The sequence below is a fragment of the Streptomyces triculaminicus genome, assembly GCF_017349075.1.
Lineage (GTDB): Bacteria > Actinomycetota > Actinomycetes > Streptomycetales > Streptomycetaceae > Streptomyces > Streptomyces triculaminicus.
The window spans coordinates 1,330,660-1,356,094 of sequence record NZ_JAFMOF010000001.1; the positions used below are offsets into that span (position 1 = coordinate 1,330,660).

General features: G+C 71.4%; 23 protein-coding genes and 1 pseudogene. 15 read left to right on the forward strand and 9 right to left on the reverse strand.

Annotated features, from left to right (window positions below; all coding sequences use genetic code 11):
• The first annotated feature begins 107 nt into the window (after positions 1-107).
• From J1792_RS06160 to J1792_RS06175, 4 genes are all read left to right on the forward strand, one after another.
• Positions 108-509, forward strand: coding sequence for a hypothetical protein (locus tag J1792_RS06160; protein ID WP_086568402.1), 402 nt, complete (start codon positions 108-110; stop codon positions 507-509).
• Positions 510-641: 132 nt separating this feature from the next.
• Entirely contained in the window at positions 642-2,009 is a 1,368-nt protein-coding gene (locus J1792_RS06165; protein WP_207246771.1) for a serine hydrolase domain-containing protein, read from the forward strand.
• A gap of 92 nt (positions 2,010-2,101) precedes the next feature.
• The gene (locus J1792_RS06170) at positions 2,102-3,229 is read left to right on the forward strand and encodes a pyridoxal-phosphate-dependent aminotransferase family protein (protein ID WP_207246772.1); all 1,128 of its coding nucleotides are present in this window, start codon (positions 2,102-2,104) and stop codon (positions 3,227-3,229) included.
• A 183-nt stretch (positions 3,230-3,412) separates the two neighbouring features.
• Positions 3,413-4,165 carry a TetR/AcrR family transcriptional regulator gene (locus J1792_RS06175; protein WP_207246774.1) on the forward strand — a complete coding sequence of 251 codons (753 nt, stop codon included), beginning with the start codon at positions 3,413-3,415 and terminating at the stop codon, positions 4,163-4,165.
• A 12-nt stretch (positions 4,166-4,177) separates the two neighbouring features.
• Here J1792_RS06175 and J1792_RS06180 read toward each other — a convergent pair whose 3' ends face one another.
• Entirely contained in the window at positions 4,178-5,455 is a 1,278-nt protein-coding gene (locus J1792_RS06180; RefSeq protein ID WP_207247092.1) for an MFS transporter, read from the reverse strand.
• A 105-nt stretch (positions 5,456-5,560) separates the two neighbouring features.
• Here J1792_RS06180 and J1792_RS06185 point away from each other — a divergent pair, with 105 nt between their 5' ends.
• Positions 5,561-5,923, forward strand: coding sequence for an ArsR/SmtB family transcription factor (locus tag J1792_RS06185; RefSeq protein WP_207246776.1), 363 nt, complete (start codon positions 5,561-5,563; stop codon positions 5,921-5,923).
• Positions 5,924-5,971: 48 nt separating this feature from the next.
• On the opposite strand, the gene J1792_RS06190 is transcribed toward J1792_RS06185, so the two are convergent.
• On the reverse strand, positions 5,972-6,433 hold the full coding sequence (locus tag J1792_RS06190) for a MarR family winged helix-turn-helix transcriptional regulator (protein WP_086568394.1): 462 nt from the start codon (positions 6,431-6,433) through the stop codon (positions 5,972-5,974).
• A gap of 190 nt (positions 6,434-6,623) precedes the next feature.
• On the opposite strand from J1792_RS06190, the gene J1792_RS06195 reads away from it, so the two are divergent.
• The 3 genes from J1792_RS06195 (at position 6,624) to J1792_RS06205 (ending at position 10,108) form a co-directional block, all read left to right on the forward strand.
• On the forward strand, positions 6,624-7,847 hold the full coding sequence (locus J1792_RS06195) for an MFS transporter (RefSeq protein ID WP_086568392.1): 1,224 nt from the start codon (positions 6,624-6,626) through the stop codon (positions 7,845-7,847).
• A gap of 94 nt (positions 7,848-7,941) precedes the next feature.
• Positions 7,942-8,580, forward strand: coding sequence for an HAD family hydrolase (locus J1792_RS06200; RefSeq protein WP_207246778.1), 639 nt, complete (start codon positions 7,942-7,944; stop codon positions 8,578-8,580).
• 199 nt (positions 8,581-8,779) lie between these two features.
• Positions 8,780-10,108: a globin domain-containing protein gene (locus tag J1792_RS06205; protein ID WP_086568390.1), complete on the forward strand. Its 1,329-nt coding sequence runs from the start codon at positions 8,780-8,782 to the stop codon at positions 10,106-10,108.
• Positions 10,109-10,140: 32 nt separating this feature from the next.
• On the opposite strand, the gene J1792_RS06210 is transcribed toward J1792_RS06205, so the two are convergent.
• The 3 genes from J1792_RS06210 to J1792_RS06220 form a co-directional block, all read right to left on the reverse strand.
• Entirely contained in the window at positions 10,141-10,638 is a 498-nt protein-coding gene (locus tag J1792_RS06210) for an NUDIX domain-containing protein (RefSeq protein WP_086568388.1), read from the reverse strand.
• Positions 10,639-10,679: 41 nt separating this feature from the next.
• On the reverse strand, positions 10,680-11,576 hold the full coding sequence (locus J1792_RS06215; protein WP_207246780.1) for a LysR family transcriptional regulator: 897 nt from the start codon (positions 11,574-11,576) through the stop codon (positions 10,680-10,682).
• 212 nt (positions 11,577-11,788) lie between these two features.
• A complete protein-coding gene (locus J1792_RS06220; protein ID WP_086568385.1) occupies positions 11,789-12,169 on the reverse strand; it encodes a phage holin family protein in 381 nt (126 codons plus the stop codon).
• Between the two features lie 104 nt (positions 12,170-12,273).
• Between J1792_RS06220 and J1792_RS06225 the strand changes: the two genes are divergently transcribed.
• The 3 genes from J1792_RS06225 (at position 12,274) to J1792_RS06235 (ending at position 13,904) form a co-directional block, all read left to right on the forward strand.
• Positions 12,274-12,591: a cupin domain-containing protein gene (locus tag J1792_RS06225; protein WP_086568383.1), complete on the forward strand. Its 318-nt coding sequence runs from the start codon at positions 12,274-12,276 to the stop codon at positions 12,589-12,591.
• Positions 12,592-12,809: 218 nt separating this feature from the next.
• Positions 12,810-13,028 carry a DUF5326 family protein gene (locus tag J1792_RS06230; RefSeq protein WP_086573813.1) on the forward strand — a complete coding sequence of 73 codons (219 nt, stop codon included), beginning with the start codon at positions 12,810-12,812 and terminating at the stop codon, positions 13,026-13,028.
• A gap of 429 nt (positions 13,029-13,457) precedes the next feature.
• A complete protein-coding gene (locus J1792_RS06235) occupies positions 13,458-13,904 on the forward strand; it encodes an SsgA family sporulation/cell division regulator (RefSeq protein ID WP_086573811.1) in 447 nt (148 codons plus the stop codon).
• Positions 13,905-14,226: 322 nt separating this feature from the next.
• Here the strand turns inward: J1792_RS06235 and J1792_RS06240 are convergent, their stop codons facing one another.
• Positions 14,227-15,534, reverse strand: coding sequence for a YibE/F family protein (locus J1792_RS06240; RefSeq protein ID WP_307842908.1), 1,308 nt, complete (start codon positions 15,532-15,534; stop codon positions 14,227-14,229).
• 194 nt (positions 15,535-15,728) lie between these two features.
• Between J1792_RS06240 and thiC the strand changes: the two genes are divergently transcribed.
• Positions 15,729-17,501, forward strand: coding sequence for a phosphomethylpyrimidine synthase ThiC (gene thiC / locus J1792_RS06245; protein WP_086573808.1), 1,773 nt, complete (start codon positions 15,729-15,731; stop codon positions 17,499-17,501).
• A 57-nt stretch (positions 17,502-17,558) separates the two neighbouring features.
• Here thiC and J1792_RS06250 read toward each other — a convergent pair whose 3' ends face one another.
• The 3 genes and pseudogenes from J1792_RS06250 to J1792_RS06260 all read right to left on the reverse strand — a co-directional run bounded on the left by J1792_RS06250 (position 17,559) and on the right by J1792_RS06260 (position 21,174).
• On the reverse strand, positions 17,559-18,443 hold the full coding sequence (locus J1792_RS06250; RefSeq protein WP_207246783.1) for a hypothetical protein: 885 nt from the start codon (positions 18,441-18,443) through the stop codon (positions 17,559-17,561).
• Positions 18,444-18,623: 180 nt separating this feature from the next.
• A pseudogene (locus J1792_RS06255) lies at positions 18,624-19,719 on the reverse strand (metallophosphoesterase family protein).
• A gap of 342 nt (positions 19,720-20,061) precedes the next feature.
• Entirely contained in the window at positions 20,062-21,174 is a 1,113-nt protein-coding gene (locus J1792_RS06260) for a LacI family DNA-binding transcriptional regulator (RefSeq protein ID WP_086570482.1), read from the reverse strand.
• Between the two features lie 331 nt (positions 21,175-21,505).
• On the opposite strand from J1792_RS06260, the gene hisC reads away from it, so the two are divergent.
• From hisC to cydB, 3 genes are all read left to right on the forward strand, one after another.
• The gene (gene hisC / locus J1792_RS06265) at positions 21,506-22,582 is read left to right on the forward strand and encodes a histidinol-phosphate transaminase (RefSeq protein WP_086570484.1); all 1,077 of its coding nucleotides are present in this window, start codon (positions 21,506-21,508) and stop codon (positions 22,580-22,582) included.
• A 237-nt stretch (positions 22,583-22,819) separates the two neighbouring features.
• The gene (locus tag J1792_RS06270; RefSeq protein ID WP_086570486.1) at positions 22,820-24,388 is read left to right on the forward strand and encodes a cytochrome ubiquinol oxidase subunit I; all 1,569 of its coding nucleotides are present in this window, start codon (positions 22,820-22,822) and stop codon (positions 24,386-24,388) included.
• A gap of 24 nt (positions 24,389-24,412) precedes the next feature.
• A complete protein-coding gene (cydB, locus tag J1792_RS06275; protein ID WP_086570488.1) occupies positions 24,413-25,414 on the forward strand; it encodes a cytochrome d ubiquinol oxidase subunit II in 1,002 nt (333 codons plus the stop codon).
• Positions 25,415-25,435 lie beyond the last annotated feature (21 nt).

The window sequence follows — 25,435 nt, forward strand, 5'->3', positions numbered from 1 at the left end:
TGCACAGTCTCACGCCCCGCTTCATATTGGCTGCGCTTATGAAGCGCCCGTGAGCCCCGCTGACCGACCCCTCGGCCCGGCGGGGACCTTCTTGGCATCATCTCGACATGACCGCAGTCCCTCCCCGCACCGTCCGAGCCGTCGACACCAACCAGCTTCTCGACCTGGAACAGGAGGCCGCCACACTTGGCTTCAGCCAGCGACTTCCGGTCGACTGGCTCCGCGCGCACCTCGCCACGGAGGCGACGCACTACCTGGTCCCCACACTCGTGCACCAGCTTCGCCACCGCCCTGAAGTATCGCCACAGTGGAGGTGCCAGCTACTGCTGACCGTCACGACCGGCGAACAGATCTGGGGGCTGCTCGACGTGCTCCCTGAGAGGTTTGACGGACTTCCGGAGACCTTGGACGCGGCTGCAAGGAAGGACATTGTCAGCCGCATCGAGCGAGCCGTGACTCAGCGCGAATGGTCAGAGCGGATGCATCCTGAGGAAATGCCACGGAACTGAGACACGGGCACTCGGACAGTGGCTGAGACAGCTCAGAAGCCTGCTGGTCAGGCCACTGCTCTATGACGTGAGCCGCGAGATCCTACAGCCGGTCCCCTGCGAGGTGATCATCCGGCTGGTTAGGGTGCGGACATGACGGACTCGTACGAACTGCTGCCCGATACCCGCCGTGCCCTGCTGCACCGCCTCGCCACCGGCCAGGTGGAGGGGCGCACACCCGCGCTCGTGGGTGCGGTGATGCGTGAGGGGCGCATGGTGTGGTCGGCGGGGTGGGGCGCCGTGGACGGGGACGTTCCGGGGGCGGACACGCAGTACCGGATCGGTTCGATCACCAAGACGTTCGTCGCGGTCCTGGTGATGCGGCTGCGCGACGAGGGACTGCTCGACCTGGACGACCGGCTCGGCGCGTACGTGGAGACGCCCGAGGGCGGCGACGCGACCATCGCCCAACTGCTGTCGCACACCTCGGGGCTGGCCGCCGAGACCGGCGGCCCGTGGTGGGAGCGCACGGACGGCGCACTGCGCCCCGAGCTCGCCGACCTCTTCGGCGCACGCGCCCAGCGCCACGCGCCGGGGCTCCTGCACCACTACTCCAACGTCGGCTTCGCGCTTCTGGGCGCCCTGGTCGAGCGGCTGCGCGGGCAGGACTGGTACGAGGTGCTGCGCCGGGAGGTGCTCGAGCCGCTGGGCATGCACCGTACGACCCTCGAGCCCCAGGCGCCGCATGCCCGGGGCTGGGCCGTGCACCCCTGGGCGGACGTGCTCCTTCCGGAACCGGCGGTGGACACCGGGCGGATGGCCCCGGCCGGTCAGCTGTGGTCCACGGCGGCCGATCTGTGCCGCTTCGCGGCGTTCCTGCTGGACGGCGACGACCGGGTGCTGGGCGCACGGTCGCTCGCCGAGATGCGCACCCCGCGCACCGAGCCGCAGGACGCGGACCGCGCGGCGGCCTATGGCCTGGGCACCCTGCTGAGCTGGCGGTCCGGGCGCTTCCTGCACGGCCATGTCGGCACGATGCCGGGGTTCGTGGGAACCCTGTGGATCAGCGCCGAGGACGGCGTCGCGGCGGTCGTCCTCGGCAACGCCACCTCCCAGCTCGGCATCCCGGCCATCGCCGCGGACCTCGTGGGCACGGTCGCCGAGCGGGAGCCCCGCATTCCGGTGCCGTGGCGCCCCCTCGACGACGTGGACGGGCGACTGCTGGAGCTGACCGGGCCCTGGTACTGGGGCGCCGCCCCCTTCGCGCTGCGCCTGGCCGGCGGCCGGGAGCTGCGGCTGGCACCGCTGGGCGACGGCGGGCGCGCGGCGCGCTTCCGCGCGGAGGAGGACGGGACCTGGACCGGTCTCGACGGCTACTACGCCGGCGAGACCCTGTCGGTCGTCCGGGGCGAGGGCGGGGCGGTGAGCCATCTGGACATCGGCACCTTCGTGTTCACCCGCGAGCCCTACGAGGCGGGAGAGGCGGTGCCGGGCGGCGTCGACGCGGGCGGCTGGCGTTAGTCCGATGGTCTGACCGGGCCGGGGCGCGGACGTAGAGTCGACGGGAGACTGGCGGCGCCGGACACGCGGCGCGATACCACCTGGAAGGCACCGTGACTGCGAACACCGCACCGGCCCTGCTCGACCTGGCGCCCCTCGGCGCCGGTCACTTCGCCCGCATCGAGGACAAGGTCGCGGCGCTGATGCGCACCCGCGAGACCGTGGTCGCGATGCAGGGCGAGGCCCTGCTGCCGCTGGAGGCGTGCATTCGTTCGGCCGTACGCCCCGGCAGCACCGCGCTCAACATCATCACCGGCCCGTACGGCGAGACGTTCGGCGGCTGGCTGCGCTCCTGCGGCGCCGAGGTCGTCACGGTGGCCGCGCCCTTCAGCGGCGCGGTCACCCCCGCCCAGGTCGCCGACGCGCTGCGCGCGCACCCGGACATCGACTTCGTCAGCCTCGTCCACGCCGAGGCGGCCACCGGCAACACCAACCCCGTCGCGGAGATCGGCGCGGTGGTCCGCGAGCACGGCGCGCTGCTGCTGCTGGACGCGGTGGCCTCCGTCGCCGCCGAGCCGCTGCTCACGGACGAGTGGGGCGTCGACCTGTGCGTGATCGGCGGTCAGAAGGCCATGGCGGGGCCGGCCGGGGTGTCGGCCGTGTCGGTCAGCGCCCGCGCCTGGGAGCGCATCGCCGCCAACGAGCAGGCGCCCCGCCGCTCCTACCTCTCCCTCCTGGACTGGAAGGAGCGCTGGATCGACGGCGGTCGCACCGCGCTGCCGCACGCCCCCGCACAGCTGGAGATGCTCGCGCTGGAGCAGGCCCTCGACCGCATCGAGGCCGACGGCCTGGACGGCGTCATCGCCCGCCACCGCGCCGCCTCGGCCGCGACGCGCGCGGGCGTACGGGCGCTCGGCGCCCTGGCCCCCTACGTGATCCGTGACGAGGACGCGGCCCCGGCGGCCACCACGCTGCGCGCCCCGGAGGGCGTCGACGCCCGGGACGTCGTGGCGGCGGCCCTGGCGGCCGACGCGTCGGTGCCCGTACAGGCGGCGGCTGGCTCTCTGGCCAAGGAGATGATCCGCGTCAACCACTACGGCCTGGACGCGGACCGGGAGGTCGTGCTCGCCTCGCTGGCGGCGTTCGGCGAGGGCCTGCGGGCGCTGGGCGTGCCGGTCGCGGACCCGGCCGCGGTCGTGCGGGCCGCGGGCGACGCCTGGGACGCGGTGATCGCGGGCTGACGCACGGCCTCCGGGCTGCCCTTCGCGCAAGGCCGCTGCCGGTGCTTCACGCACCGGAAGCGGCCTTTTTGCGTTCTCTATCGCTTATCACCCTTATGTCGTGTGGGGCTCCTCGTCGTCACGCACGAATAGAATCGGAACCCACGTCCCGTTTCGATCCGCCCTCCCGGAAGGTCCCCGCGCATGGCCCGGCGCAGGAGTCCGTCTCCGCCCCCGCCCCTCGCCCCGTCGCTCCGCTCGGACGCGCGCCGCAACAGGGAACTCGTCCTCCAGGCCGCCCGATCCGCTTTCGAGGAAGCGGGGTTGGCGGTCCCGCTCGGTGAGATCGCGCGCCGTGCCGGCGTCGGCACGGGCACCGTCTACCGCCATTTCCCGTCCAAGGAAGCCCTGTTCAGGGCCACGGTCGTGGACCGGGTGCGACTATTCACCGACACTGCAAGGGAGTTGGCGCACGCGGACGACCCCGGAGCGGTCTTCTTCCGCTACCTGTCGGCGGTCGTACGGCTGTCCGTGCGGAACAAGGGCCTCTGTGACGCCCTGGAGGGCAGTCTCGAGCCCTCTCCGGGCGTCGAGGAGGGCTTCCGCGAGGCGCTGACGGTCCTGCTCGAGCGGGCCCAACAGGCCGCCGCCGTACGGAAGGACGTCACCATCGACGATGTGATGGCCCTGCTCATGGGCTGTCTGTCGATGGAGCAGCGGCGGGGTCCGGCGGTGGCGCCGGGAAGGATGACGGCGCTGCTGTGCGACAGCCTGCGGCCGGGGCGCCATGTGACGAAACTGCCCCAGAATCCGGCCGTACGGCGTAACGAAACAGGATGCGCGGCGTGCGGCGGCCCGGTGCGGGTGTCGCGTACGGGCCGGCCCGCGCGGTACTGCGGCGGCGCCTGTCGGCAGCGGGCGCACCGCGAGCGGGCCCGGGCGCGTACGGGCACGTGACGGCGGCCCGCCTCATGCGGACCCGGTGGTCCCGGCGGACCCGCGGCCCTTGGCGATGACGAGGCCGCCGGCCGCCGCGAGGCCGATGAGCGCGACGCCGAACGTGGTCGCCCCCGAGGTCAGGCCGACGGCGTCGCTCAGGTAGCCGGCCGCCACGGGCAGCAGGCCGGCGGGGAGGTAGCCGCTGACGTTCAGTGCGGCGTTGGCCTCGGCCAGACGCCCGGCGGGGACCGTGGAGTTCAGCAGGGAGAGACCGCCGAGCTGGCCCATGCCCTGCCCGGCTCCGGCGACGATCGCGGCGGCGGCGAGCAGGACGACGGACGAGGTGCGTACCGCGCCGATCAGGGCGGCCATGCTCACGGCCGTGCTCACCGAGGCGGCGAGCAGGATCGTACGGACGCGCAGCCGCCGGACCGCGAACTGCACCGCCGTCGAGGTGAGGAACATCGCGAACGCCATGCCGCCGGCCATCGCCCGACTGGTCGTGCCCAGCAGCCCGGACAGCAGGGACGGGCCGAGCGAGAGCACGAACGACGTCGCGGTGAGGCCCGGCGCGAACGCCGCCGCACCCGCCAGCAGCCGGCCGCCCGCGCCCCGCGGCACCTTGGGCAGCCGCACCCACGACCCGCCCGTGCGCCGGCCCGGCCCCTCGGCCGGGCGCGGCAGCGGCATGCGCACGACGACGGCGAAGGCCAGGGCGAGCAGGACGGTCTCGGCGAGGAAGACGGTCACCGTCGGGGCGGGCAGCGTCTCGGACAGCACGCCCGCCAGCAGCGGGCCCAGCCCGGCGCCGAGCACCATCGCGCTCGAGGCGAGCAGCGCCGCCAGCCGCCTGCGCGCCGGGCCCGCCACGTCCGCCACCGCCGCCATTCCGGCGGACACGACCGCGCCGACGGCGATTCCGCTGAGCAGCCGGGCGGTGATCAGCGCGGCGACGGAGGACGCGGTCGCGAAGATCACGCAGGCGATCGCGGCGAGCGCCAGCGCCGGGATCAGCACCGGCTTGCGGCCGATCCGGTCCGAGGCCACGCCCGAGACCAGCAGCGAGCCGATGAGACCGGCGATGTAGGAGGCGAAGACGATCGTCAGCGTGCCCCGGGAGAAGCCGATGTCGCGCTGCCACAGGACGTACAGCGGTGTCGCCGCGTTGGACAGGATGAACACCGCCGTCACGGGCCAGGCCGCGAGCCAGATCCACCGGCGGGACGCGGGCGCAGGCGGTGGCGCCGCCTGTGTCCAGGCGGTCGCCTTCGTGGTCGGGGCCGTTGCCGTGGTCGTGGCCGTGGTCATGGTCGTCATGGGTCCCCCTCGGTTCGCGCTCAGTACGAGTTTTATCGAACTTAGCACGCTGTACGATTGGAGTCGTACAAGGTTGACGGAAAGGTGAGAACGCCGATGACGGCCTTCAAGGTTCTGCCCGTGCCGGCGGACGCGCCCGAGCCGCTTCCCGAGCCCGCGGTCGGCGACCTGCGGCTCGAGGCGGTGCTGGGGGTACTGAACGACCCGCTGCGACTGGGGATCGTGCGCAAATTCCTGCTGGAGCGGGAGGAGTTCGACCACAGCTGCGGGTGGCTCGGGCTGGACCGGCCCAAGTCCTCGCTCACGCATCACTTCAAGGTGTTGCGGGAGGCCGGGGTCATCCGGCAGCGGCAGTACGGGCTCGAGCGCCGCAGCCATGTGCGGATCGACGACCTCGAGGCGCGCTTCCCGGGGCTGTTGCGACTGGTGGCCGACTGGACGCCGCCCGAGCCGGCCTGACGGCGGGGCGTGCCGCGTCCGGCCTCACGGCGGGGCGCGGGGCGCCGGTCAGGAAGCCGGGGTGAGGCCCTCCATGGCGGCGACCAGCGGGGCCAGTTCGGCGCGGCCCGACGCCTCGTGCAGCGCCTCGCGCAGCGCGGCGTCGTTGGTGGGACGGGCCTGGTCCAGCAGGGAGCGGCCGGCGTCGGTGACGTCGGTGTAGATGCCGCGGCGGTCGGTGAGGCAGAGGTAGCGGGTCAGCAGACCGCGGTCCTCCATGCGGTTGACCAGGCGCGTCGTCGCGCTCTGGCTGAGTACGACGGCGTCGGCGACCTCGTTCATGCGCAGGTGCCCGCCCTCGCCGTCGTGCTGGCGGCTGAGGACGTCGAGCACCGAGAACTCGCGCACGCTCAGCTCGTGATGGGCCTGCAGCGCCCGCTCGAGATGGGCCTCTATGCGGCTGTGCAGCGTGGACAGCGCGCACCAGCCCTGCGCCAGGCCGGTCAGGGCGGGGTCCGGGGTGCGGGACATGGATGACCCTCCTTCGGAGTCGTACGCGGTCGCCGGGCGCATGCCGTTCGAGTCGCTCCCGACCAGCGTATCCCCCCGCCGCAATAGCCCGCGCTTGCAAGTAACCCGCGTATGCAATTATTGTGGAGGCCGGTAAAAGTCTGCCGCAAAGACTTCGCCCACCGCTGCCTCCGCTAAGGACCCCTCCGTCATGCCACTCGCCCTGCTGGCGCTCGCCATCGGCGCCTTCGGTATCGGCACCACCGAATTCGTCACCGCGGGCCTGCTCCCCGAGATCGCGGACGAGTTCGGCGTCTCCATCCCCACCGCCGGCCTCCTGACCACCGGCTACGCACTCGGCGTCGTCGTCGGGGCGCCGGTCCTGGCCATCCTCGGGGGCCGGATCCCGCGCAAGGCGATGCTGATGGGCCTCATGGGCCTGTTCGTCGTGGGCAACGCGCTCTCCGCCGCCGCCCCCGTCTTCTCGCTGATGCTCGCCGGACGGATCGTCGCGTCGCTCGCGCACGGGGCGTTCTTCGGCATCGGGTCGATCGTCGCCGCCGGGCTCGTCGCCCCGCAGAAGAAGGCGGGTGCGATAGCGATGATGTTCACGGGGCTGACCACCTCCACGGTGGTCGGCGTGCCGATGGGCACCCTGGTCGGCCAGAACGTGGGCTGGCGCGTCACGTTCCTGATCATCGCCGGGCTCGGCGTCCTCGCCGTCCTGGGCATCGCCGCCCTCGTGCCCCCGCAGCCCCGGCCCGAGCGCACCCGGCTCAGCGGCGAGACCGCGGCCTTCCGCAACCCCCAGGTCCTGCTCGCCATGGCGATGACGGTCCTCGGCTTCGGCGGCGTCTTCACCATGAGCACCTACCTCGCCCCGATGATGACCGACGTCGCCGGCTACGCCCCCTCGTCCGTCACCTGGCTGCTCGTCCTCTTCGGCCTCGGCATGCTCGTCGGCAACCTGATCGGAGGCCGGTACGCCGACCGCGCGCTGATGCCCATGCTCTTCACCGCCCTCGGCGGACTGGCGGTCCTGCTCGCCCTGCTACCGCTCACCGCGCACGACAAGACCGCGGCCGCCGTCACCATCCCGCTCATCGGCGCCTTCGGCTTCGCGACCGTCCCCCCGCTGCAGAAGCGGGTGCTCGACCAGACCGCCGACGCCCCCACCCTCGCCTCCGCCGTCAACATCGGCGCCTTCAACCTGGGCAACGCCATAGCGGCCTGGCTCGGCGGCCTCGTGATATCCGCCGGCTTCGGCTATACCGCCCCCAACTGGGTCGGCGCCGCCATGGCCGCCTCCGCGCTGCTCCTCGCCCTGCTCTCCGCGGCGCTCGAGCGGCGCACCACGGCCCCCTCGGCCGGGCGCGTGGTCGCCGGGGGATCGCCCGCGGCCGCCGAGCGGGAGGCCGCGCCGGCCACCCGCTGAGCGGCGGGCGGCCGGGGCCCGGGGCCGGTCGTGGCCCGGGCCGAGGTCAGGGGCGTGATCCCTCGCGGCGGGAGTGCGCCTACGCTCGGTCGTCATGAGCAGACTGCACTTGTTCGACCTCGACGGGACGCTGATCCATGGATCGGCGGCCGCGGTGGAGATCTCCCGGCAGCTCGGGCTGGAGACGGAGATCGGCGAGCTGGAGAAGGCGTTCGCGGCGGGGGAGCTGACGCCGCCCCGGTTCGCCGAGCTGGCGGTGGAGCTCTGGGGAGAGCTGACCGAGCCGCAGGTGGCGGCGGCCTTCGAGGGCGCGCCCTGGCTGGCGGGCATCCGGGACGTCTGGCAGGAGATACGGGCGCGGGGCGAGCGGTGCGCGGTGATCTCGCTGTCGCCGGGGTTCTTCGTCGAACGCCTGCTGGACTGGGGAGCGGACGCGGCCCATGGCTCGCGGTGGCCCGCCGTGCCGTTCCGCGATCCGGTGGACCCGGCGGGCATCCTCGACGCGTCCGCGAAGGTCCGGATCGCCGACGAGCTGTGCGAGCGCTACGGCCTGGGCCGCGCCGACTGCGTGGCGTACGGCGACTCCATGTCGGACGCCCGGCTCTTCGCGATGGTGCCGGTGTCGGTCGCCGTCAACGCCGACCACCATGTGCGGGACATCGCCTCGCACGCCTACGGGGGGCGTGACCTCAGGGAGGCCTACGCGCTGGTGGCGGACGCGCCCCGGGCGTAGGGCGCCTCCGGCGGGCCGGCGCGGGCGGGACACGCCCTGGCGTCCGGCGGGCTTACCGGCGGGCCGGAAAGGAGCGCAGCCTATCCCCAACCGGGGGAGCGGTGCGGGGACTTCCGGCAAAGCTTGCCGGGCGCCGGGCAAGGGGTGGAATGCTGCGCGTGCTGGAACACCGAGATGTTCGAGGCGAGGCGACGCGACCATGAACGCTCCGACCACCCCCTCGGCCGACGGCCGCACCACCGGCGACGCGGGTGAGCGGGGCTGGTTCACCCGGCCGGGCGCCCACGAGGGACCGCCTCGGTTACCGGAGGGTGCCGCGCCCTCGCGCCGAACCGGGGGCCCGGCCGGCCGGCGCCCCGCGCCGCCCGGCCCCGCCTCCGCCGGTGCGCCGGCGGCCGGACCGTCGCCCGACGCCCTGCTGATCCGCCGCACACTGGCCGAGATCGAACCGAGCGCCGACAAGGCCGTCTCGTACTTCTACGCGCTGCTGTTCCTGCGCCACCCCGGCCTGCGGGCCCTCTTCCCCGCCGCCATGGACACCCAGCGCGACCGGCTCTTCAGGGCCCTGCTCACCGCCGCCCGGCACGTCGACGACACCGCCACCCTCACCGAGTACCTCTCCCAACTGGGCCGCGGCCACCGCAAGTACGGCACCGAGTCCGCCCACTACCCCGCCGTCGGCGAGTGCCTGATCGGGGCGCTGGCCCACTACGCGCGGGACAGCTGGAACGCGGACGCCGAGGCCGCGTGGGTGCGGGCCTACACCGCGATCTCCCAGATCATGATCGACGCGGCGGCAGAGGACGCGCGCACGTCCCCGGCCTGGTGGCAGGCCGAGATCGTCTCGCACGAGTCGCGCACGCCGGACATCGCCGTCGTGACCGTACGGCCCGACCGGCCCTACTCCTTCCGCGCCGGCCAGTACACGAGCCTGGAGACGCCGTGGTGGCCGCGCGTCTGGCGCAACTACTCCTTCTCCTGCGCGCCCCGCCCCGACGGTCTGCTGTCCTTCCACGTCAAGGCCGTTCCGGCCGGCTGGGTCTCCCGTGCGCTGGTGCACCGCGCCCGCCCCGGCGACGTCATCCGCCTGGGGCCGCCCACGGGTTCGATGACCGTCGACCACGGCAGCGACAACGGCCTGCTCTGCCTGGGCGGCGGCACCGGCATCGCCCCCATCAAGGCCCTGGTGGAGGACGTCGCGCGGCACGGCCGCAGCCGTCCCGTGGACGTCTTCTACGGCGCCCGGCACAACGACGATCTCTACGACATCGACACCATGCTCAGACTGCAGAAGACGCACCGCTGGCTCATGGTCCGCCCGGTGATCTCCGACGGACCCACCCTCGGCCTGAGCGGGCAACTCCCTCAGGTCGTCCGCAAGTACGGGCCGTGGAACTCCTACGACGCGTATCTCTCCGGCCCGCCCGGCATGATCCGCAGCGGCGTGGACACCCTGGTCGGCATCGGCATGCCCGCCGACCGCATACGGCACGACTCGCTCGACGAGCTGACGGCGTCCGCGACGTAGGGCCGGGCGGCGCGGCCGCCGGGCCGGATCCGTCACCCCAGGTCGGCGGCGAGCAGGGCGCGTACGCCCTCGATGTTGGCGTGGAGGAAGGCGCGCAACGACGGCGGCACCACCTCCACCGAGTCGATGCCCGCCCGGGTGAAGGGGATGCGGACGACCTCGTACGTGCCGAGGGGCTCGTCCACCTCCGGGCCGTGGCGGCGTGAGAGGTCCATGGAGGCGAGCCGGCAGACGAAGAAGTGCTGCACCTTCACGCCGTGGGCGGCGTGGTGCAGGGAGTGCGAGACGGTGTCGACGAAGGCGGGGACCACGTCGACGACTTTCGCCCCGAGCTCTTCGTCGACCTCCCGGTGGAGGGCGGCGACGACGGTCGGGTCCTCGGGCTCGACGCCTCCGCCGGGGGTGATCCAGTACGGAGCCTCGTCGGGCTTGGTGCGTTTGATGAGGATCATGTCGAGCGCGTCGGAGCCGGGCTCGCCGTCGAGCAGGATGGCGCGGGCGGTGCGTTTGACCACGGGCCGTTCGGTCATAGGGGACATCTGCCGCACGGTCCCCTCCGCGAAACCCTTTCTCACCAGGAAACGGCAGCGCGCAACAGCCACTCGTGCGCCCTGGCCAGATGCGGGTGGGCCAGGGAGCCGGCCCGGACGACCAGAAAATAGGTGCGCAGCGGGGGCACCGGCGGGTCGAGCAGGGCGACGACCTCCCCGCTGTCGAGGGCGTCGCCGCACAGGTAGCGCGGCAGGACGCCGATGCCGGCCCCGGCCGCGACGCAGGAGAGGACGGCACGCAGGTCGGGGGCGATGACGGCGCCCGCGGCGGCGGGCTTGGTGTCGAAGACGGCGGCCCAGTAGCGGGAGACGAACGGCAGGCTCTCGTGGACCTCGACGACGGGCAGGTCCTCCAGGGCGTGCACGCCCTTGTCGCGGACGACGGCGGCGCCGCCCAGGCGGGCCGCCCAGCGGGGGCCTGCGACCAGGACGTGCTCCTCGTCGCAGAGGGGGGTGGCGGCCAGCAGCCGGCCGCGCGGGCGGGAGGTGGTGACGACGAGGTCGTGGTGGCCCGCGCCCAGGCCCTCGAAGAGGTCCTCGGCCATGCCGTGGGCGGCGCGCACGGTCAGCCCCTGGACGATGAGGGGCGTGAGCGCGGGCAGTGCGCGCAGGGCGGTGAACTCGGGGGGACCGGCCAGGTGCAGTGTGCGGTTGGCCCGCTGGTCGTCGAGGTCGGCCTCGGCGATCTCCAGCAGGGCGTCGACATGCGGGGCGATCTTGTGGGCGAGTTCGTCGCCGGTGGTGGTGGGGCGCACGCCGCGGGCCTGGCGCAGGAAGAGGGGGCGGCCCAGCTGCCGTTCCAGGGTCCTGATCTGGCTGGTGACGGCGGGCTGGGAGAGGCCGAGCAGGGCGGCGGCACGGGTGAAGGAGCCGGCCCGGTGCACCGTGACGAATGTGCGTAAAAGGGCCAGATCCATGCTGTCTCCCCTTGTTCGCCACCACCGACCGTAGGGGAACTATAAATAAGTCGATAGGTCTGTGTCGCTAGCGTGATTGGACACTGACGCAGAGTCAACTAGCCTGGGTCGCGCGGTTCTTCACGCGTGGAGCCGCGACGGCTCGAGCCAAGAGGGGGGAGGCTCGAGCCGTCCTCGCGCCGTGGGCCGCCGGCGCCGGGCGCGGCCCGCCGTCAGTCGTTCTCGTCGGGCAGGATCATGTGCATCGCCCAGGCCACGACGGAGATGATCACGCCGCCGACCAGGGCGGGCCAGAAGCCGCCCACGTGGAAGGCCAGGTCCAGCCGGTCCGCGAGCCACGAGGTCAGCAACAGCATCAGGGCGTTGATGACCAGCGTGATCAGGCCGAGGGTGAGGATGAAAAGCGGGAACGACAGCAGCTTCACCACCGGCTTGACGATGAAGTTGACCGCGCCGAAGACGAGCGCGACGAGGAAGAGCGTGACCACCTTGCGGGCGGTGTTCTCGCCGGACAGGGTGATGCCCTTGAGCAGCCAGATGGCTACCGCCAGGGCCGCCGCGTTGGCGATCGTCTTGACTACGAAATTCTTCATGGTGAGATCGTTGCAGACGGGCGCGGTCGATGAAGATCCGCTCGATGGGCGCGGGCGCCGGGGCGACCGGCGCGGCGATCGGTACGGCGAGGGATGGACCACGCATGAAAGCGTTCCGGCTGGATGAGCTCGAGGCCGAGCGGGTCGCCAATGACGGCGCCTACCTGCAGTTCCTGCGCGAACGGAACATGTCCGTCGGGCTGTACGCGCTGAACGCCGGCGACGCCGACCCCCAGGGGCCGCACCTCCAGGACGAGGTGTACGTGGTGATGAGCGGCCGGGCGTCCGTCACGGTCGGGGAGGAGACCACGACGGTGGGGCGCGGCAGCGTGGTGTACGTCCCCGCCGGGGTGGTCCACCGCTTCCACCACATCAGCGAGGATCTGAGGGTTCTGGTGGTCTTCTCTCCGCCCGAGAGCTGAGCCGGGCCCCGCGATCCCGTAGGGGGCGGTTCAGGGGAGGACGGGGGCTGCGCGGGCCCCGCCGGAAGGTCCTGTCGCCCTAGCATCGAATGCAGGCCGGGGCATTCCGCTCCGGGCGGCCGCAGACTCCCCCCACGGCATTCGCCGTGGAAGTCCGACCGGCCGTGATGTGACGAGGCCGCGTGAAATCACGCGCGAAGCGGAGAGCAGGGATCGACATGGCCGAGAAGGGGATATTCGACGGGATGCCGTGGTGGGTGAAGTGGATCGCCGTGCCGGTCCTCGTCCTGCTGGTGTTCGGCAGCCTGATCATGAGCGTGCTCGGCTTTGTCATCAGCCTGCTCTTCAAGGCGCTGCTGCTGGTCGCTCTCGTCGGTGGCCTGATCTTCGTCGTCAAGAAGTTCACGTCGTCCTCGTCGTCGAGGGGCGACTGGTAGGGGCGGTCGTTCCGGGCGTGACGTGCCGCCCGGAACGACCCCACCGGCAGACGGCGTCGCCCACGCCACCGTCCGGTGTCCGCTCGGTCAACTCAACGAAGCGGAAGGCGGGGAGTTATCTCTCCCGTCAACATCTCTCCGTCAACGTGAACGCGAAGCCCGGGGGCGTAAACGGTAATCCGTGCGCCCTCGGGCCACTTTGGCCAGTTCTCGGCTGTTCCGTGCCAGCAAATCCCCTGGTTACGACTCCATGCAGTAGTCGAGTCGCTACGCTCCAGAGTCGGCGAGCTCGTATGCTCACCCTCGGTCTCCATGAGTAACTGGAAAATCACTCCTTGTGATCCACTGGGCGTTCTTGTCAGACTATGGCGTCATTGGGGCCATCAGGCTTCAATCCCTGCCAAACCGACGAAGACGGGGCATTGGGCGATGCGCGACACAGTTCAGGCAGAAGTGGTCATGACGTTCCTCGTCTCCGAGGAGCTGTCCTTCCGGATCCCGGTGGAGCTGGGCTACGACAGCAGTGATCCGTACGCGGTGAAGTTCACCTTCCACCTCCCCGGCGACGCCCCGGTGACCTGGGCCTTCGCCCGGGAGTTGCTGCTCGACGGGCTGAGCCAGCCGTCCGGCGAGGGCGATGTGCACATCGCCCCCGCCTCCTCCCAGCACCTGTCGGACGTCTTCATCCGGCTGCAAGTGGGTGGGGAGGGCGCGCTGTTCCGGGCGGGCGCGGCGCCGCTGGTGGCCTTCCTCGACCGCACCGACCGCGTGGCCCCCCTGGGCGAGGAGCGCACGGTCGCCGACTTCGACTACGAGCTCGCCGCGGCGCTGGACAGCATCCTCGCCGGCAATCCCGAGGGTCAGAACGCCGGTTAGCGGGCCGACCGGCCCGGCCGGCCGGCGCCCTCCCCGATCGGCACCCGCTCGGCGCGCGGTGCCACCCCCCGCGGCGCGGTCGCCGCAGTCCGGACCGCCGGACCGCCGCCGCTTCCCCCGCCGCTGCTCCCTTCACAGTGGTTTTGTCGACACTGTCACCTTTCGCACCGATGTCCGGCCCGCAGGCCGTGCCCATGGTCGCGAACAACTGCCATCCCCCGCCGGGGCCGTTGACGACGCCCGGGCCGATCGTCCCCGTGACCCTCCCCAGTTCACCGAACCCCGGCGGACCACCCGTCGATCACCGTCGATCACCCGTCGATCACTTCGCGCGGCGCCGCCTGCCTCCGCGCGCCCTTCCCCTCCCCGTGGTCGCCGTCTGCCGGTCGGCGCTGACAACGAGCGCCGCCAGCACGGTCGTCACCGGGACCGAGGCCACCAGCCCGATGCTGCCGACCAGCGTGCGGACGATCTCCGCCGCGACGATCTCGCTGGTCGCCACCGTGCTCACCCCGCTGTCCGCGATCGAGAACAGCAGCAACAGCGGCAGCGAGGCGCCCGCGTACGCCAGTACCAGCGTGTTCACCACGGAGGCGATGTGGTCCCGGCCGATGCGCATCGCCGAGCCGTACAGTTTCCGCCAATTGGCCGTGGGGTCGGCCTCCTTCAGCTCCCACACCGCCGACGTCTGGGTCACCGTGACGTCGTCCAGCACGCCCAGCGAGCCGATGATGATCCCGGCCAGCAGCAGGCCGCGGATCTCGATCTCCGGATAGAGCCCGTGCACCAGACCCGTCTGGTCGTCGGTGTTGCCCGTCAGGTGCGCCCAGTCGATGAAGAACGACCCGAGCAGGCCGATGACCAGCAGGGACGTCAGCGTTCCGAGGACGGCGACGGAGGTGCGGGCGTTGAGCCCATGACACATGTAGAGCGCGATCAGCATGATCGCGCTGCCGCCCACCACCGCGACGAGCAGGGGATCGGAGCCCTGCAGGATGGCCGGGAGGATGAACATCGTCAGCACGCCGAAGCTGATGACCAGCGCCACCAGCGCGAAGACGCCGCGCAGCCGGCCCACCACCACGACCGACAGGGCGAAGATGCCCGCGAGTATGGCCATCGGCAGTGTCCGGTTCACGTCGGTGACCGAATAGCGAAGGGCCTCCGGCGCCTTCGGGGCGTAGGCCAGGACGACCTCCTGGCCCACGTCGTAGCGGCGGGAGGCGTCCGGCTGCACCATCTCCGTGAAGGTGTGGCCCTTGTCCTTGCCCGAGGTCACCTCGATCTCGGCCTTCTCGCACTTGCCCTTGGTGGGCTGAGGCGCTCCCTGTTGCTGCTGTGACGGGGGCGGTTGAGCGCCGGACTTGGGACAGTCGAGCTCCTCGATCTTCACGACCCGGCCCGACTCGGTCTGCTGGTCGAGGCCCAGTCCCGTGTGCGGGTGGGGTGGGACGCCACCGGGCCACAGGATGATCAGGCCGGCCACGACCGCGGCCGCGAACGGGACGAGAAGGGCGGCGATCACCTTGCGCAGATGTGCCGAGACGGGGGTCGCGGGGCCATGGCTGTGCGAGTGGCTGTGCGCATGGCCGTGCGAGTGACGGTGGGGGGGATGGCTGGTGCTGGTCACCGGGGCATCATCGCAAGCCCCACTGGTCCTCCCCGCCGGAGAGGCGCTAGCGTGGTGGCACCTTTGCAATCGCGGGAGCTCGGAGCACCGGGCTGAGAGGGCGCTGACGTCCGTACGAAGAAATGTACGGAAGCCGCTGCGCCGACCGCCGAACCTGTTACCGGGTAATGCCGGCGTAGGGAGTTACTGGTCTCATGACCTCGCAGGATGCACGCATGTCTGCCGCCGAGTCCGACGCGAAGATCGGCTGGCACAAGGACTATGTGACGGGTTCGCGGCCGGACCTGCGGGTTCCGGTGCGACGGGTGCACCTCACCAACGGGCAGGACGTACAGCTGTACGACACCTCCGGCCCGTACACCGACCCGGCGATCGAGACGGACGTCCGCCGCGGCCTGACGCCGCTGCGGGAGAACTGGATCATCGGCCGTGGCGACACGGAGGAGTACGCCGGGCGCCCCATGCGCCCGGAGGACGACGGAATCAAGCACACCTCGCCGCGCGGGGGCCTGAAGAACCTCGACGCGGTCTTCCCCGGCCGCCCGCGCCTGCCCCGCCGGGGGCGGGACGGCGCCGCGGTGACCCAGCTGGCGTACGCCCGGCGCGGTGAGATCACCGCGGAGATGGAGTACGTCGCCCTGCGCGAGAACGTCTCCGCCGAGACCGTCCGGGAGGAGATCGCGGCCGGCCGTGCCGTGCTCCCGGCGAACGTCAACCACCCGGAGATCGAGCCGATGATCATCGGCAAGCGGTTCCTGGTGAAGGTGAACGCCAACATCGGCAACTCCGCCGTCACCTCCTCCATCGAGGAGGAGGTGGAGAAGATGACCTGGGCCACCCGCTGGGGAGCCGACACGGTCATGGACCTCTCCACCGGCCGCAACATCCACACCACCCGCGAGTGGGTGCTGCGCAACTCCCCCGTCCCCATCGGCACCGTGCCCCTCTACCAGGCCCTGGAGAAGGTCGACGGCAAGGCCGAGGACCTGACCTGGGAGATCTACAAGGACACGGTCATCGAGCAGGCCGAGCAGGGCGTGGACTACATGACCGTGCACGCGGGCGTGCTGCTGCCCTACGTGCCGCTGACCGCGCGCCGCAAGACCGGCATCGTCTCGCGCGGCGGCTCGATCATGGCCGCCTGGTGCCTGGCGCACCACAAGGAGAACTTCCTCTACACCCACTTCGAGGAGCTCTGCGAGATCCTCGCCGCCTACGACGTGACGTACTCGCTCGGCGACGGGCTGCGTCCCGGCTCGATCGCGGACGCCAACGACGCGGCGCAGTTCGCCGAGCTCAAGACGCTCGGTGAGCTCAACACCATCGCCAAGCGGCACAACGTGCAGACGATGATCGAGGGCCCGGGCCATGTCCCGATGCACAAGATCAAGGAGAACATCGACCTCCAGCAGGAGATCTGCGAGGAGGCGCCGTTCTACACGCTCGGCCCGCTCACCACGGACGTCGCGCCCGCCTACGACCACATCACGTCCGGCATCGGCGCCGCGATGATCGCCTGGTGGGGCACGGCGATGCTCTGCTACGTCACGCCCAAGGAGCACCTCGGCCTGCCGGACCGCGACGACGTGAAGACCGGCGTCATCACGTACAAGATCGCGGCCCATGCGGCGGACCTGGCCAAGGGTCACCCGGGCGCCCAGGAGTGGGACGACGCGCTGTCCGACGCGCGCTTCGAGTTCCGCTGGGAGGACCAGTTCAACCTGGCCCTCGACCCGGACACCGCCCGCGCCTTCCACGACGAGACGCTGCCGGCGGAGCCCGCGAAGACGGCGCACTTCTGCTCGATGTGCGGGCCCAAGTTCTGCAGCATGAAGATCTCGCAGGACATCCGCCGCGAGCACGGCGGCGACCTCGCGGTCGACGCCGAGGCCGCGGCCGGGATGGAGCAGAAGTCCAAGGAGTTCGCGGCCTCGGGCAACCGCGTCTACCTGCCGATCGCGGAGTAGGCCGGGCGACCGGCCGCCGAGCGGCCGGTCGCGCGGTCACCGGCCGGACCGCCGGGCCTAGTCGGCCCGGTGGTCCGGCCCTCCCGCGTCCGGACCGGTGCGGTCCGGGCCGGGGCGGCCGGTGCGGGTGGGGGCGGAGGGACCGCTGTCGGGGCTGGAGAAGCCGGGGCGGGAGTAGCCGAGGTGGGGCGTCCGACTGGGGCTGGTGGGTTTCCTGGGGTTACGGGGACGGCGCGGTGCCGGAGGGGCCTTGGCCAGTGCCTCCCGGAGGAAGGGCCGTACGCCCCGCTCGAGCAGCGCCTGCCGCCAGGCCTCGCGGGCCCGCTCGACCTCCTCGGCGAGGTGGTCGGGCGGTGGGGCCTCGTCCTCGCGCCGGCCGTTGCGCAGGGCGGTGCGCAGCATCCCGGACATCGCGACGAGCACTCCGGCGACGGTGAAGGCGCCGAACCACCAGCCGATCGAGATCATGGGGCGGGCGACGGACTCGCCCTCCCCGACCGTTCGCATGACATAACCGATGAGAAGAAAAAGGAACGCGGCGATCCCGGCGAGGACCGGTGCCAGCACGGCGAGGACGGCGCCGGCGCCCGCGCCCTGGCCCTCGGGGACGTCGGACGCGGCGGCGGGGGCGAGCGGAGCGCCGTGACCGCTCTCGCCGGGGTGGCCTATTCCGGCACCGGCCGGCTGCGGCTGGGCGGCCGACGAACGGGTGCGCACGTCCTCGCGGGCGGCGAGGAGGTTCTCGTATTCCGCCATTGCACAGGCGGAGATGGCGGTCATGGCGCTCATCGCCATGGCGCGCAGCTGTTCGGTATTGAGCCGCTGTCCTATCGCGGCGGCGAGTTCCGGGTCATGGTTCGCGGTACGCAGCGCCTGGTCGAGAACCCGCTCGAATTCCGGGCGGTCCTCGGCCAGCAGGTGCGGAACGCTGTTCATGTGCATCCCCCGATGCTCCGTAGGGCCTGGTGCCGGCTTGTACCGGGCAGTGGGCGGAAACGGAGGAGAGCCTGCTACGGATAAGCCGATGGTAGAGCCGCACCGGCGCGGGGTGACAGCGGGTTTCCCGAATTACCCCGAGGCGGTGGAACTCCACACTTGCCCGTGCACCGGCCGGCTGAACCCTCAGCCGGCCAGCGGAAGTTGCACTACCAGCAGTTTTCCGGCCATCGTGACCCCGCCGTCCATGGCGAGGGCGAGCCCGTCGGCGTACAGATGGGGTCCCTCGACCAGCGGAGTGCCGTCCTCGCCGTCGGCGTCCTCGGTACCGACCTCGCCCAGCAGATAGGGGATGGGGCTGTGGCCGTGGACGATGCGGCTGCCGCCGTAGGTCTGCAGCAGCTCCCGCACGGCCACGGGGCCCGCGTCCTCGTCGCGGAAGGCGAACCGCTTGGTGAACTTGCGGAACAGGTCCCAGCACTCGTCGGGGTCGTTGCGCTGCAGCGCCTCGGTGACGGCGTCGTTGACGGCCTCGATGGAGTCGCCGTAGTCGAGGTAGGCGGTGGTGTCGGAGTGCACCAGCAGGTGCCCGTCCTCCTCGGCGATCGCGTCGAGGCGGGACATCCACTGCAGGTGGTGGTCCTCCAGGCGCTCCATGTCGGTGCGCTGGCCGCCGTTGAGCAGCCAGGCGGCCTGGAAGGAGGCGGTGCCGGCGCCGGAGTTCACGGGGGTGTCGGAGAACCGCTTGGCGCCGATGAGCAGCAGCTCGTGGTTGCCCATGAGGGCCTTGCAGTAGCCGCCGGCGGCGGCGGCCTCGGCGGACAGCCGCATGACCAGGTCGATCACGCCGACGCCGTCCGGGCCCCGGTCGGTGAAGTCGCCGAGGAACCACAGCCGGGCGTTGCCCGCGGCCCAGTGGCCGTGGGCGTCGATGAGCCCCTGGGCGGCGAGCGCCTCGTAGAGCTCGTCCAGGTAGCCGTGCACGTCGCCGACCACGTACAGCGGGCCGCGGCCGACGGGCGCGCCCTGGTGCTGCTGAGGCTGCGGCTGCGGCTGGGGCGGGGCGATGGGGGTCAGTTCCACGGTGGGTACGTCCCGCGGCACGCCCGGGCCGATCACCGGCAGGTCGCGGGCGGTCGGGGTGTAGCCGGGGGTATTCCGGATAGTCCGGAGCGGGCGGGGCGGTGTGCGCGTAGCCCGGAACAGGACCGGGCGCGGCGTACCCGGGGAAGGGCGCCATCGCCGCCGTGGTCCGTGCCGCCTGCCCGGCCCCCTGAGTCATCGACCCCTCCACCATCGCGCCGCCGTGCACCTTGTGGACCTTGCCTGGTCGATGGCGGTCCGTGGTGTCGTGCGCCCATCATAGGAATGACCGTCGCGGCTTGTGACGCACCAGGGGCCGTGAATCGGGGCAGGAGACCGGGATCGCCGGTCATTTCTCCCCAAATGAGCCGTTAAATGAGCCGTTCGCGCCGGTCAGCAGCGTGCCGGGGCGGCTCCCCCGGGTCGCGGCCGGCTTGCCCGTGCGCCGGATGCGGGTCCACTTCCGGTTGACGCGGGTCGGGCCGTGGGACGTTCACCGGTCCCCGCGGCGGGTCGCCGGGAGGTGTCCGGGGGACGTGCGTCAGGTCGCGGCGGGTCCGCGCGGCGCGCTGACGGTGGTGCGCGGCGGGCGCCGCAGGGACGAGGTCCGCACGATCAGTTCGGTGGGTATGACCTGTTCCACCGGCCGGCCGGTGTCCAGGCCCTCGATGGCGTCGATCAGGAGCTGGACGACCGCGGTGCCGATGCGCCGTGGCTTGAGCGAGAGCGTGGTGATGGGCGGCTCGGTCGTGGCGTAGACGGTGGACTCGCTGCAGCAGACGAGCAGCAGGTCGTCGGGCACGCGCAGCCCGTAGCGGCGGGCGGCGGCGAGCAGGTCGGTGCCGTTGGGGTCGAACAGCCCGTACACCGCGTCGGGACGGTCGGGGCGGGCCAGCAGGCGGTCGGCGGCCACGGCGCCGGCGCAGGGGTCGTGGGCGGGGTACTCCTCGTAGACCGGGTCCTGGCCGACGCGCTCGCACCATCGCAGGTAGGCGGTGGTGGACAGGCGCGTGTAGGTGTCCGTGGTGGTGCCGGTGAGCAGGCCGATCCGGCGGGCCCCGGCGTCCGCGAGGTGGTCGAGGATGCCCAGTACGGCGGCCTCGTGGTCGTTGTCGACCCAGGCCGTCACGGGCAGGGTGCCCGCGGGGCGGCCGTCGGAGACCACTGGGATGCCCTGGCGGACCAGGTCGGAGACGACGGGGTCGTGGTCGGAGGGGTCGATGACCACGGTGCCGTCGAGGGCGACGTTCGACCACACGTCGTGCCGGGAGGTGGCGGGGAGGATGACCAGGGCGTAGCCGCGCGCCAGCGCGGCGGACGTGGCGGCTCTCGCCATCTCCGCGAAATAGGCGAACTCGGTGAAGGTGAAAGGTTCATCCCCGTATGTGGTGACGGTGAGGCCGATGAGGCCCGACTTTCCCGTACGGAGGGTTCGGGCCGCGGCGGACGGGCGATAGCCCAGCCGGTCGGCGACCTCGCGGACATGGCGGCGGGTCGCGTCCGGTAGCCGGCCCTTGCCGTTGAGCGCGTCGGAGACGGTCGTGATCGAAACCCCGGCGGCGGCGGCCACATCACGGATGCCCGCCCGCCCCTGCCGGCTGCCCCTGCGGGACGGATCCGCCCGGCTCACCTGATGCTTCCCTGCTGCTGTCATGGCGAGCCGATAGTAGGGCTCGGGTGGTCCTTTGGCAGGGCACCGAGTTTGACTGTTGACAGGCACGTTTCTGCTCTACCGATTTCCATCAATGATCATGGAAATGCAGGTAGTTGAGCCCATCCACGGTGGGCTGTCGCCCTCTGGTGGATCCGCGTCTCGGCACCGGTCCAGGTCTCGAAGAGGTCTCAACTCACCTTCACGGGGGATGCGCGCCACGGCGTCCGCCACGGCGCGCGCCGAAAAGAGGAGCGCCCCCTCAGCTCTGGACGCCGCCCGGGTCAATCCTCATAAGGTGTGCAGTATTGGCTTGAGTGGAGGAGGACCAGCGGTGACCGAGAAGACCCCGAAGCTGCGCGCGGCCCTGGACAGCGTGCCGACCTACAAGCCGGGCCGGCCTGCGGCGCCCGGCGGACCGGTCGCGTACAAGCTGTCCTCCAACGAGAACCCCTATCCGCCGCTGCCCGGCGTGCTCGAGAGCGCCCTCACCGCGGCCGCTTCCTTCAACCGCTACCCCGACATGGCGTGCGCGGGCCTGATGGCCGAGCTGGCGGAGCGCTTCGACGTCCCGCTGTCGCACCTGGCCACGGGCACCGGTTCGGTCGGTGTGGCGCAGCAGCTGGTGCAGGCGACGGCGGGGCCGGGCGACGAGGTGATCTACGCCTGGCGGTCGTTCGAGGCGTACCCGATCATCACCCAGGTCTCGGGGGCCACTCCGGTCCCGGTGCCGCTGGCCGAGGGGGACGTCCACGACCTGGAGGCGATGCTCGCCGCGATCACCGAGCGGACCCGGCTGATCTTCGTCTGCAACCCCAACAACCCCACCGGTACGGTCGTGCGCCGGGCCGAGCTGGAGTCCTTCCTGGACCGGGTGCCCGCCGACGTCCTGGTGGTCCTCGACGAGGCGTACCTGGAGTTCATCCGCGACGAGAACGTCCCCGACGGCATCGACCTCTACCGCACCCGCCCGAACGTCTGCGTCCTGCGGACCTTCTCCAAGGCCTACGGCCTGGCCGGGCTGCGGATCGGCTTCGCCGTCGCGCACGAGCCGGTCGCGGCGGCGTTGCGCAAGACGGCGGTACCGTTCGGCGTGAGCCAGGTGGCCCAGGACGCGGCGGTCGCCTCGCTGCGCAGCGAGGACGCGCTGCGCGAGCGGGTGGACGCGCTGGTGGCGGAGCGGACGCGGGTGGTCGCGGCGCTGGCCGGGCAGGGCTGGACGCTGCCGGAGTCGCAGGCCAACTTCGTGTGGCTGCCGCTGGGGGAGCGGTCGCAGGACTTCGCGGCCGCGTGCGAGCGCGCGGGCGTGGTCGTCCGGCCGTTCCCGGAGGGCGTGCGCGTGACCATCGGCGAGGTGGAGGCGAACGACCTCTTCCTGCGCGCGGCGGAGGAGTTCCGCAAGGAGCTGTAGCCGCGGCGTCCGTACGGCCCCGGGGCCGTACGGACCATCAGCAGACGGGGTGTCCCCTTCGCGCCAGGGCCGAAGGGGGTACCCCCCTTTCTTGTCCGAAAAGCCGGTGCGCAATAATGCTTGTGAATGTGAACGCGTTCACAAGCGCGCCTTTATGTCCTTCTTTATCTGTGTCATATGGGGGCAAAGCGTCGGCGGCGTGCGTCGGCGGGGGCGCCAGAGGCAAGGAGAGACCGAGTGAATCTGGCTTTGGCTCCGGAAACGCTGGCCCGCTGGCAGTTCGGCATCACGACCGTCTACCACTTCCTCTTCGTCCCGCTCACGATCAGCCTCGCCGCGATCACGGCCGGCCTGGAGACGGCCTGGGTCCGCACCGGCAAGGAGAAGTACTTCCACGCCACGAAGTTCTGGGGGAAGCTCTTCCTGATCAACATCGCGATGGGCGTGGTCACGGGCATCGTGCAGGAGTTCCAGTTCGGCATGAACTGGTCCGACTACTCGCGCTTCGTCGGTGACGTCTTCGGCGCCCCGCTCGCGATGGAGGCGCTGCTCGCCTTCTTCTTCGAGTCGACCTTCATCGGCCTGTGGATCTTCGGCTGGGACAAGCTGCCCAAGAAGATCCACTGCGCGTGCATATGGATCGTGGCCGTCGGCACGATCCTCTCCTCCTACTTCATCCTGGCCGCCAACTCCTGGATGCAGCACCCCATCGGCTACACCGTCGACAAGGCGACCGGCAAGGCACAGCTCACCGACATCTGGGCCGTGCTCACGCAGAACACCACCCTGGTCGTCGTCTTCCACACCCTCACCGCGGCCTTCCTCACCGGCGCCGCGTTCGTCGTGGGCGTCTCCTCCTTCCACCTGTGGCGCGCCAAGCGCCGCCGGATCAAGGGCGAGGAGCTCGGCGAGAAGCAGCGCAGGCAGCTTCCGGCGATGCTGACCTCGCTGCGGGTCGGCCTGGTGGTGGCGGTGATCGCCGGTCTGGGCACGGCGGTCAGCGGCGACGAGCTGGGCAAGGTGATGTTCGAGCAGCAGCCGATGAAGATGGCGGCCGCCGAGGCGCTGTGGGAGACCCAGTCGCCGGCGCCGTTCTCGGTCTTCGCGGTCGGCGACGTGGGCAAGGGCCACAACAGCGTCGAGATAGAGATCCCCGGCCTGCTCTCCTTCCTCGCCCACAACAACTTCTCCGACGCCGTCCCCGGCATCAACGACATCGCCGCCCAGGAGGCGGCGCTCTACGGCGGCGACCCCGAGGACTACATCCCCAGCATCTTCATGACCTTCTGGGGCTTCCGCCTCATGATCGGCTTCGGGATGACCTCCTTCGTCGCCGCGCTCATCGGCCTGTGGACCACGCGCAAGAAGTTCTGGCTGGCGCCCGAGTACCGCACCGCCGAGGGCGAGATCCCGCGGCTGATGCTGACGAAGACGCGCGAGATGAGCCCCTTCTTCACCAAGTGGTCCTGGCGCATCGGCATCCTCACCATGGGCTTCCCGCTGATCGCCAACTCCTTCGGCTGGATCTTCACCGAGATGGGCCGCCAGCCCTGGGCCGTCTACGGGCTGATGAAGACCGGCAACGCGGTCTCGCCCGGCGTGAGCCAGGGCGAGGTCCTCACCTCCATGGTCGTCTTCACCGCGCTGTACGCGGTGCTCGCGGTGGTCGAGGTCAGGCTGCTGGTGAAGTACGGCACGGCCGGCCCGGACACCGACGAGAAGCCCCCGGCGAAGGACCCCCGGCTGCGCATGCCCTCCGGCGGGCAGCCCGAGGACGCCGACAAGCCGATGACCTTCGCGTACTGACGCGCGTCGGAAGGAGAGACCACCATGCACCTCCACGACTTCTGGTTCCTGCTGATCGCCGTCCTGTGGACCGGCTACTTCTTCCTCGAGGGCTTCGACTTCGGCATCGGCGTCCTGACCCGGCTGCTGGCCCGGGACCGCACCGAACGCCGGGTCCTGATCAACACGATCGGCCCGGTCTGGGACGGCAACGAGGTCTGGCTGATCACCGCGGCCGGCGCCACCTTCGCGGCCTTCCCCGACTGGTACGCGACCCTCTTCAGCGGCTTCTACCTGCCGCTGCTGGCCGTCCTGGTCTGCCTGATCGTGCGCGGTGTGGCCTTCGAGTACCGGCACAAGCGGCCCGGGGAGCGCTGGCAGCGCAACTGGGAGCACGCGATCTTCTGGTGCTCGCTGCTGCCCGCCTTCCTGTGGGGCGTGGCCTTCGCCGACATCGTGCGCGGCGTGCCGATCGGGCCGGACAAGAACTTCTCCGGTGACGTGCTCGACCTGCTGGGCCCGTACGCCCTGCTCGGCGGCCTGTTCACGCTGGTGCTGTTCACCTTCCACGGCGCGGTCTTCGCGGCACTGAAGACCGACGGGGACATCCGGCACCGGGCCAGGGCCCAGGCGCGGTGGTACGGCCTGGCGGCGCTGGCGCTCGCCGTCGCCTTCCTGGCCTGGACGCAGGCGGCGTACGGCAACGGCCGCAGCCTGCCGGCGACGCTCGTCGCCGTGGTGGCGCTGCTCGCGGCCCTGGCCCTCAACCGGGCGGGCCGGGAGGGCTGGGCGTTCGCCCTGTCGGGAGTGACGGTCGTGGCGGTCTTCGCCACGGTGTTCCTCGCCCTCTTCCCCGACGTGCTGCCCTCCTCCACCGACCCGGCCTGGAGCCTGACCGCCGCCGGCTCCGCCTCCAGCCCGTACACGCTGAAGATCATGACGTGGGTCGCGGGCTTCGCGACCCCGCTGATCGTGGGCTACCAGGCCTGGACCTACTGGGTGTTCCGCAAGCGGATCAGCACCCGGCACATCCCGGCAGCGCACTGAGACCGAACAGCGCACCGAGAC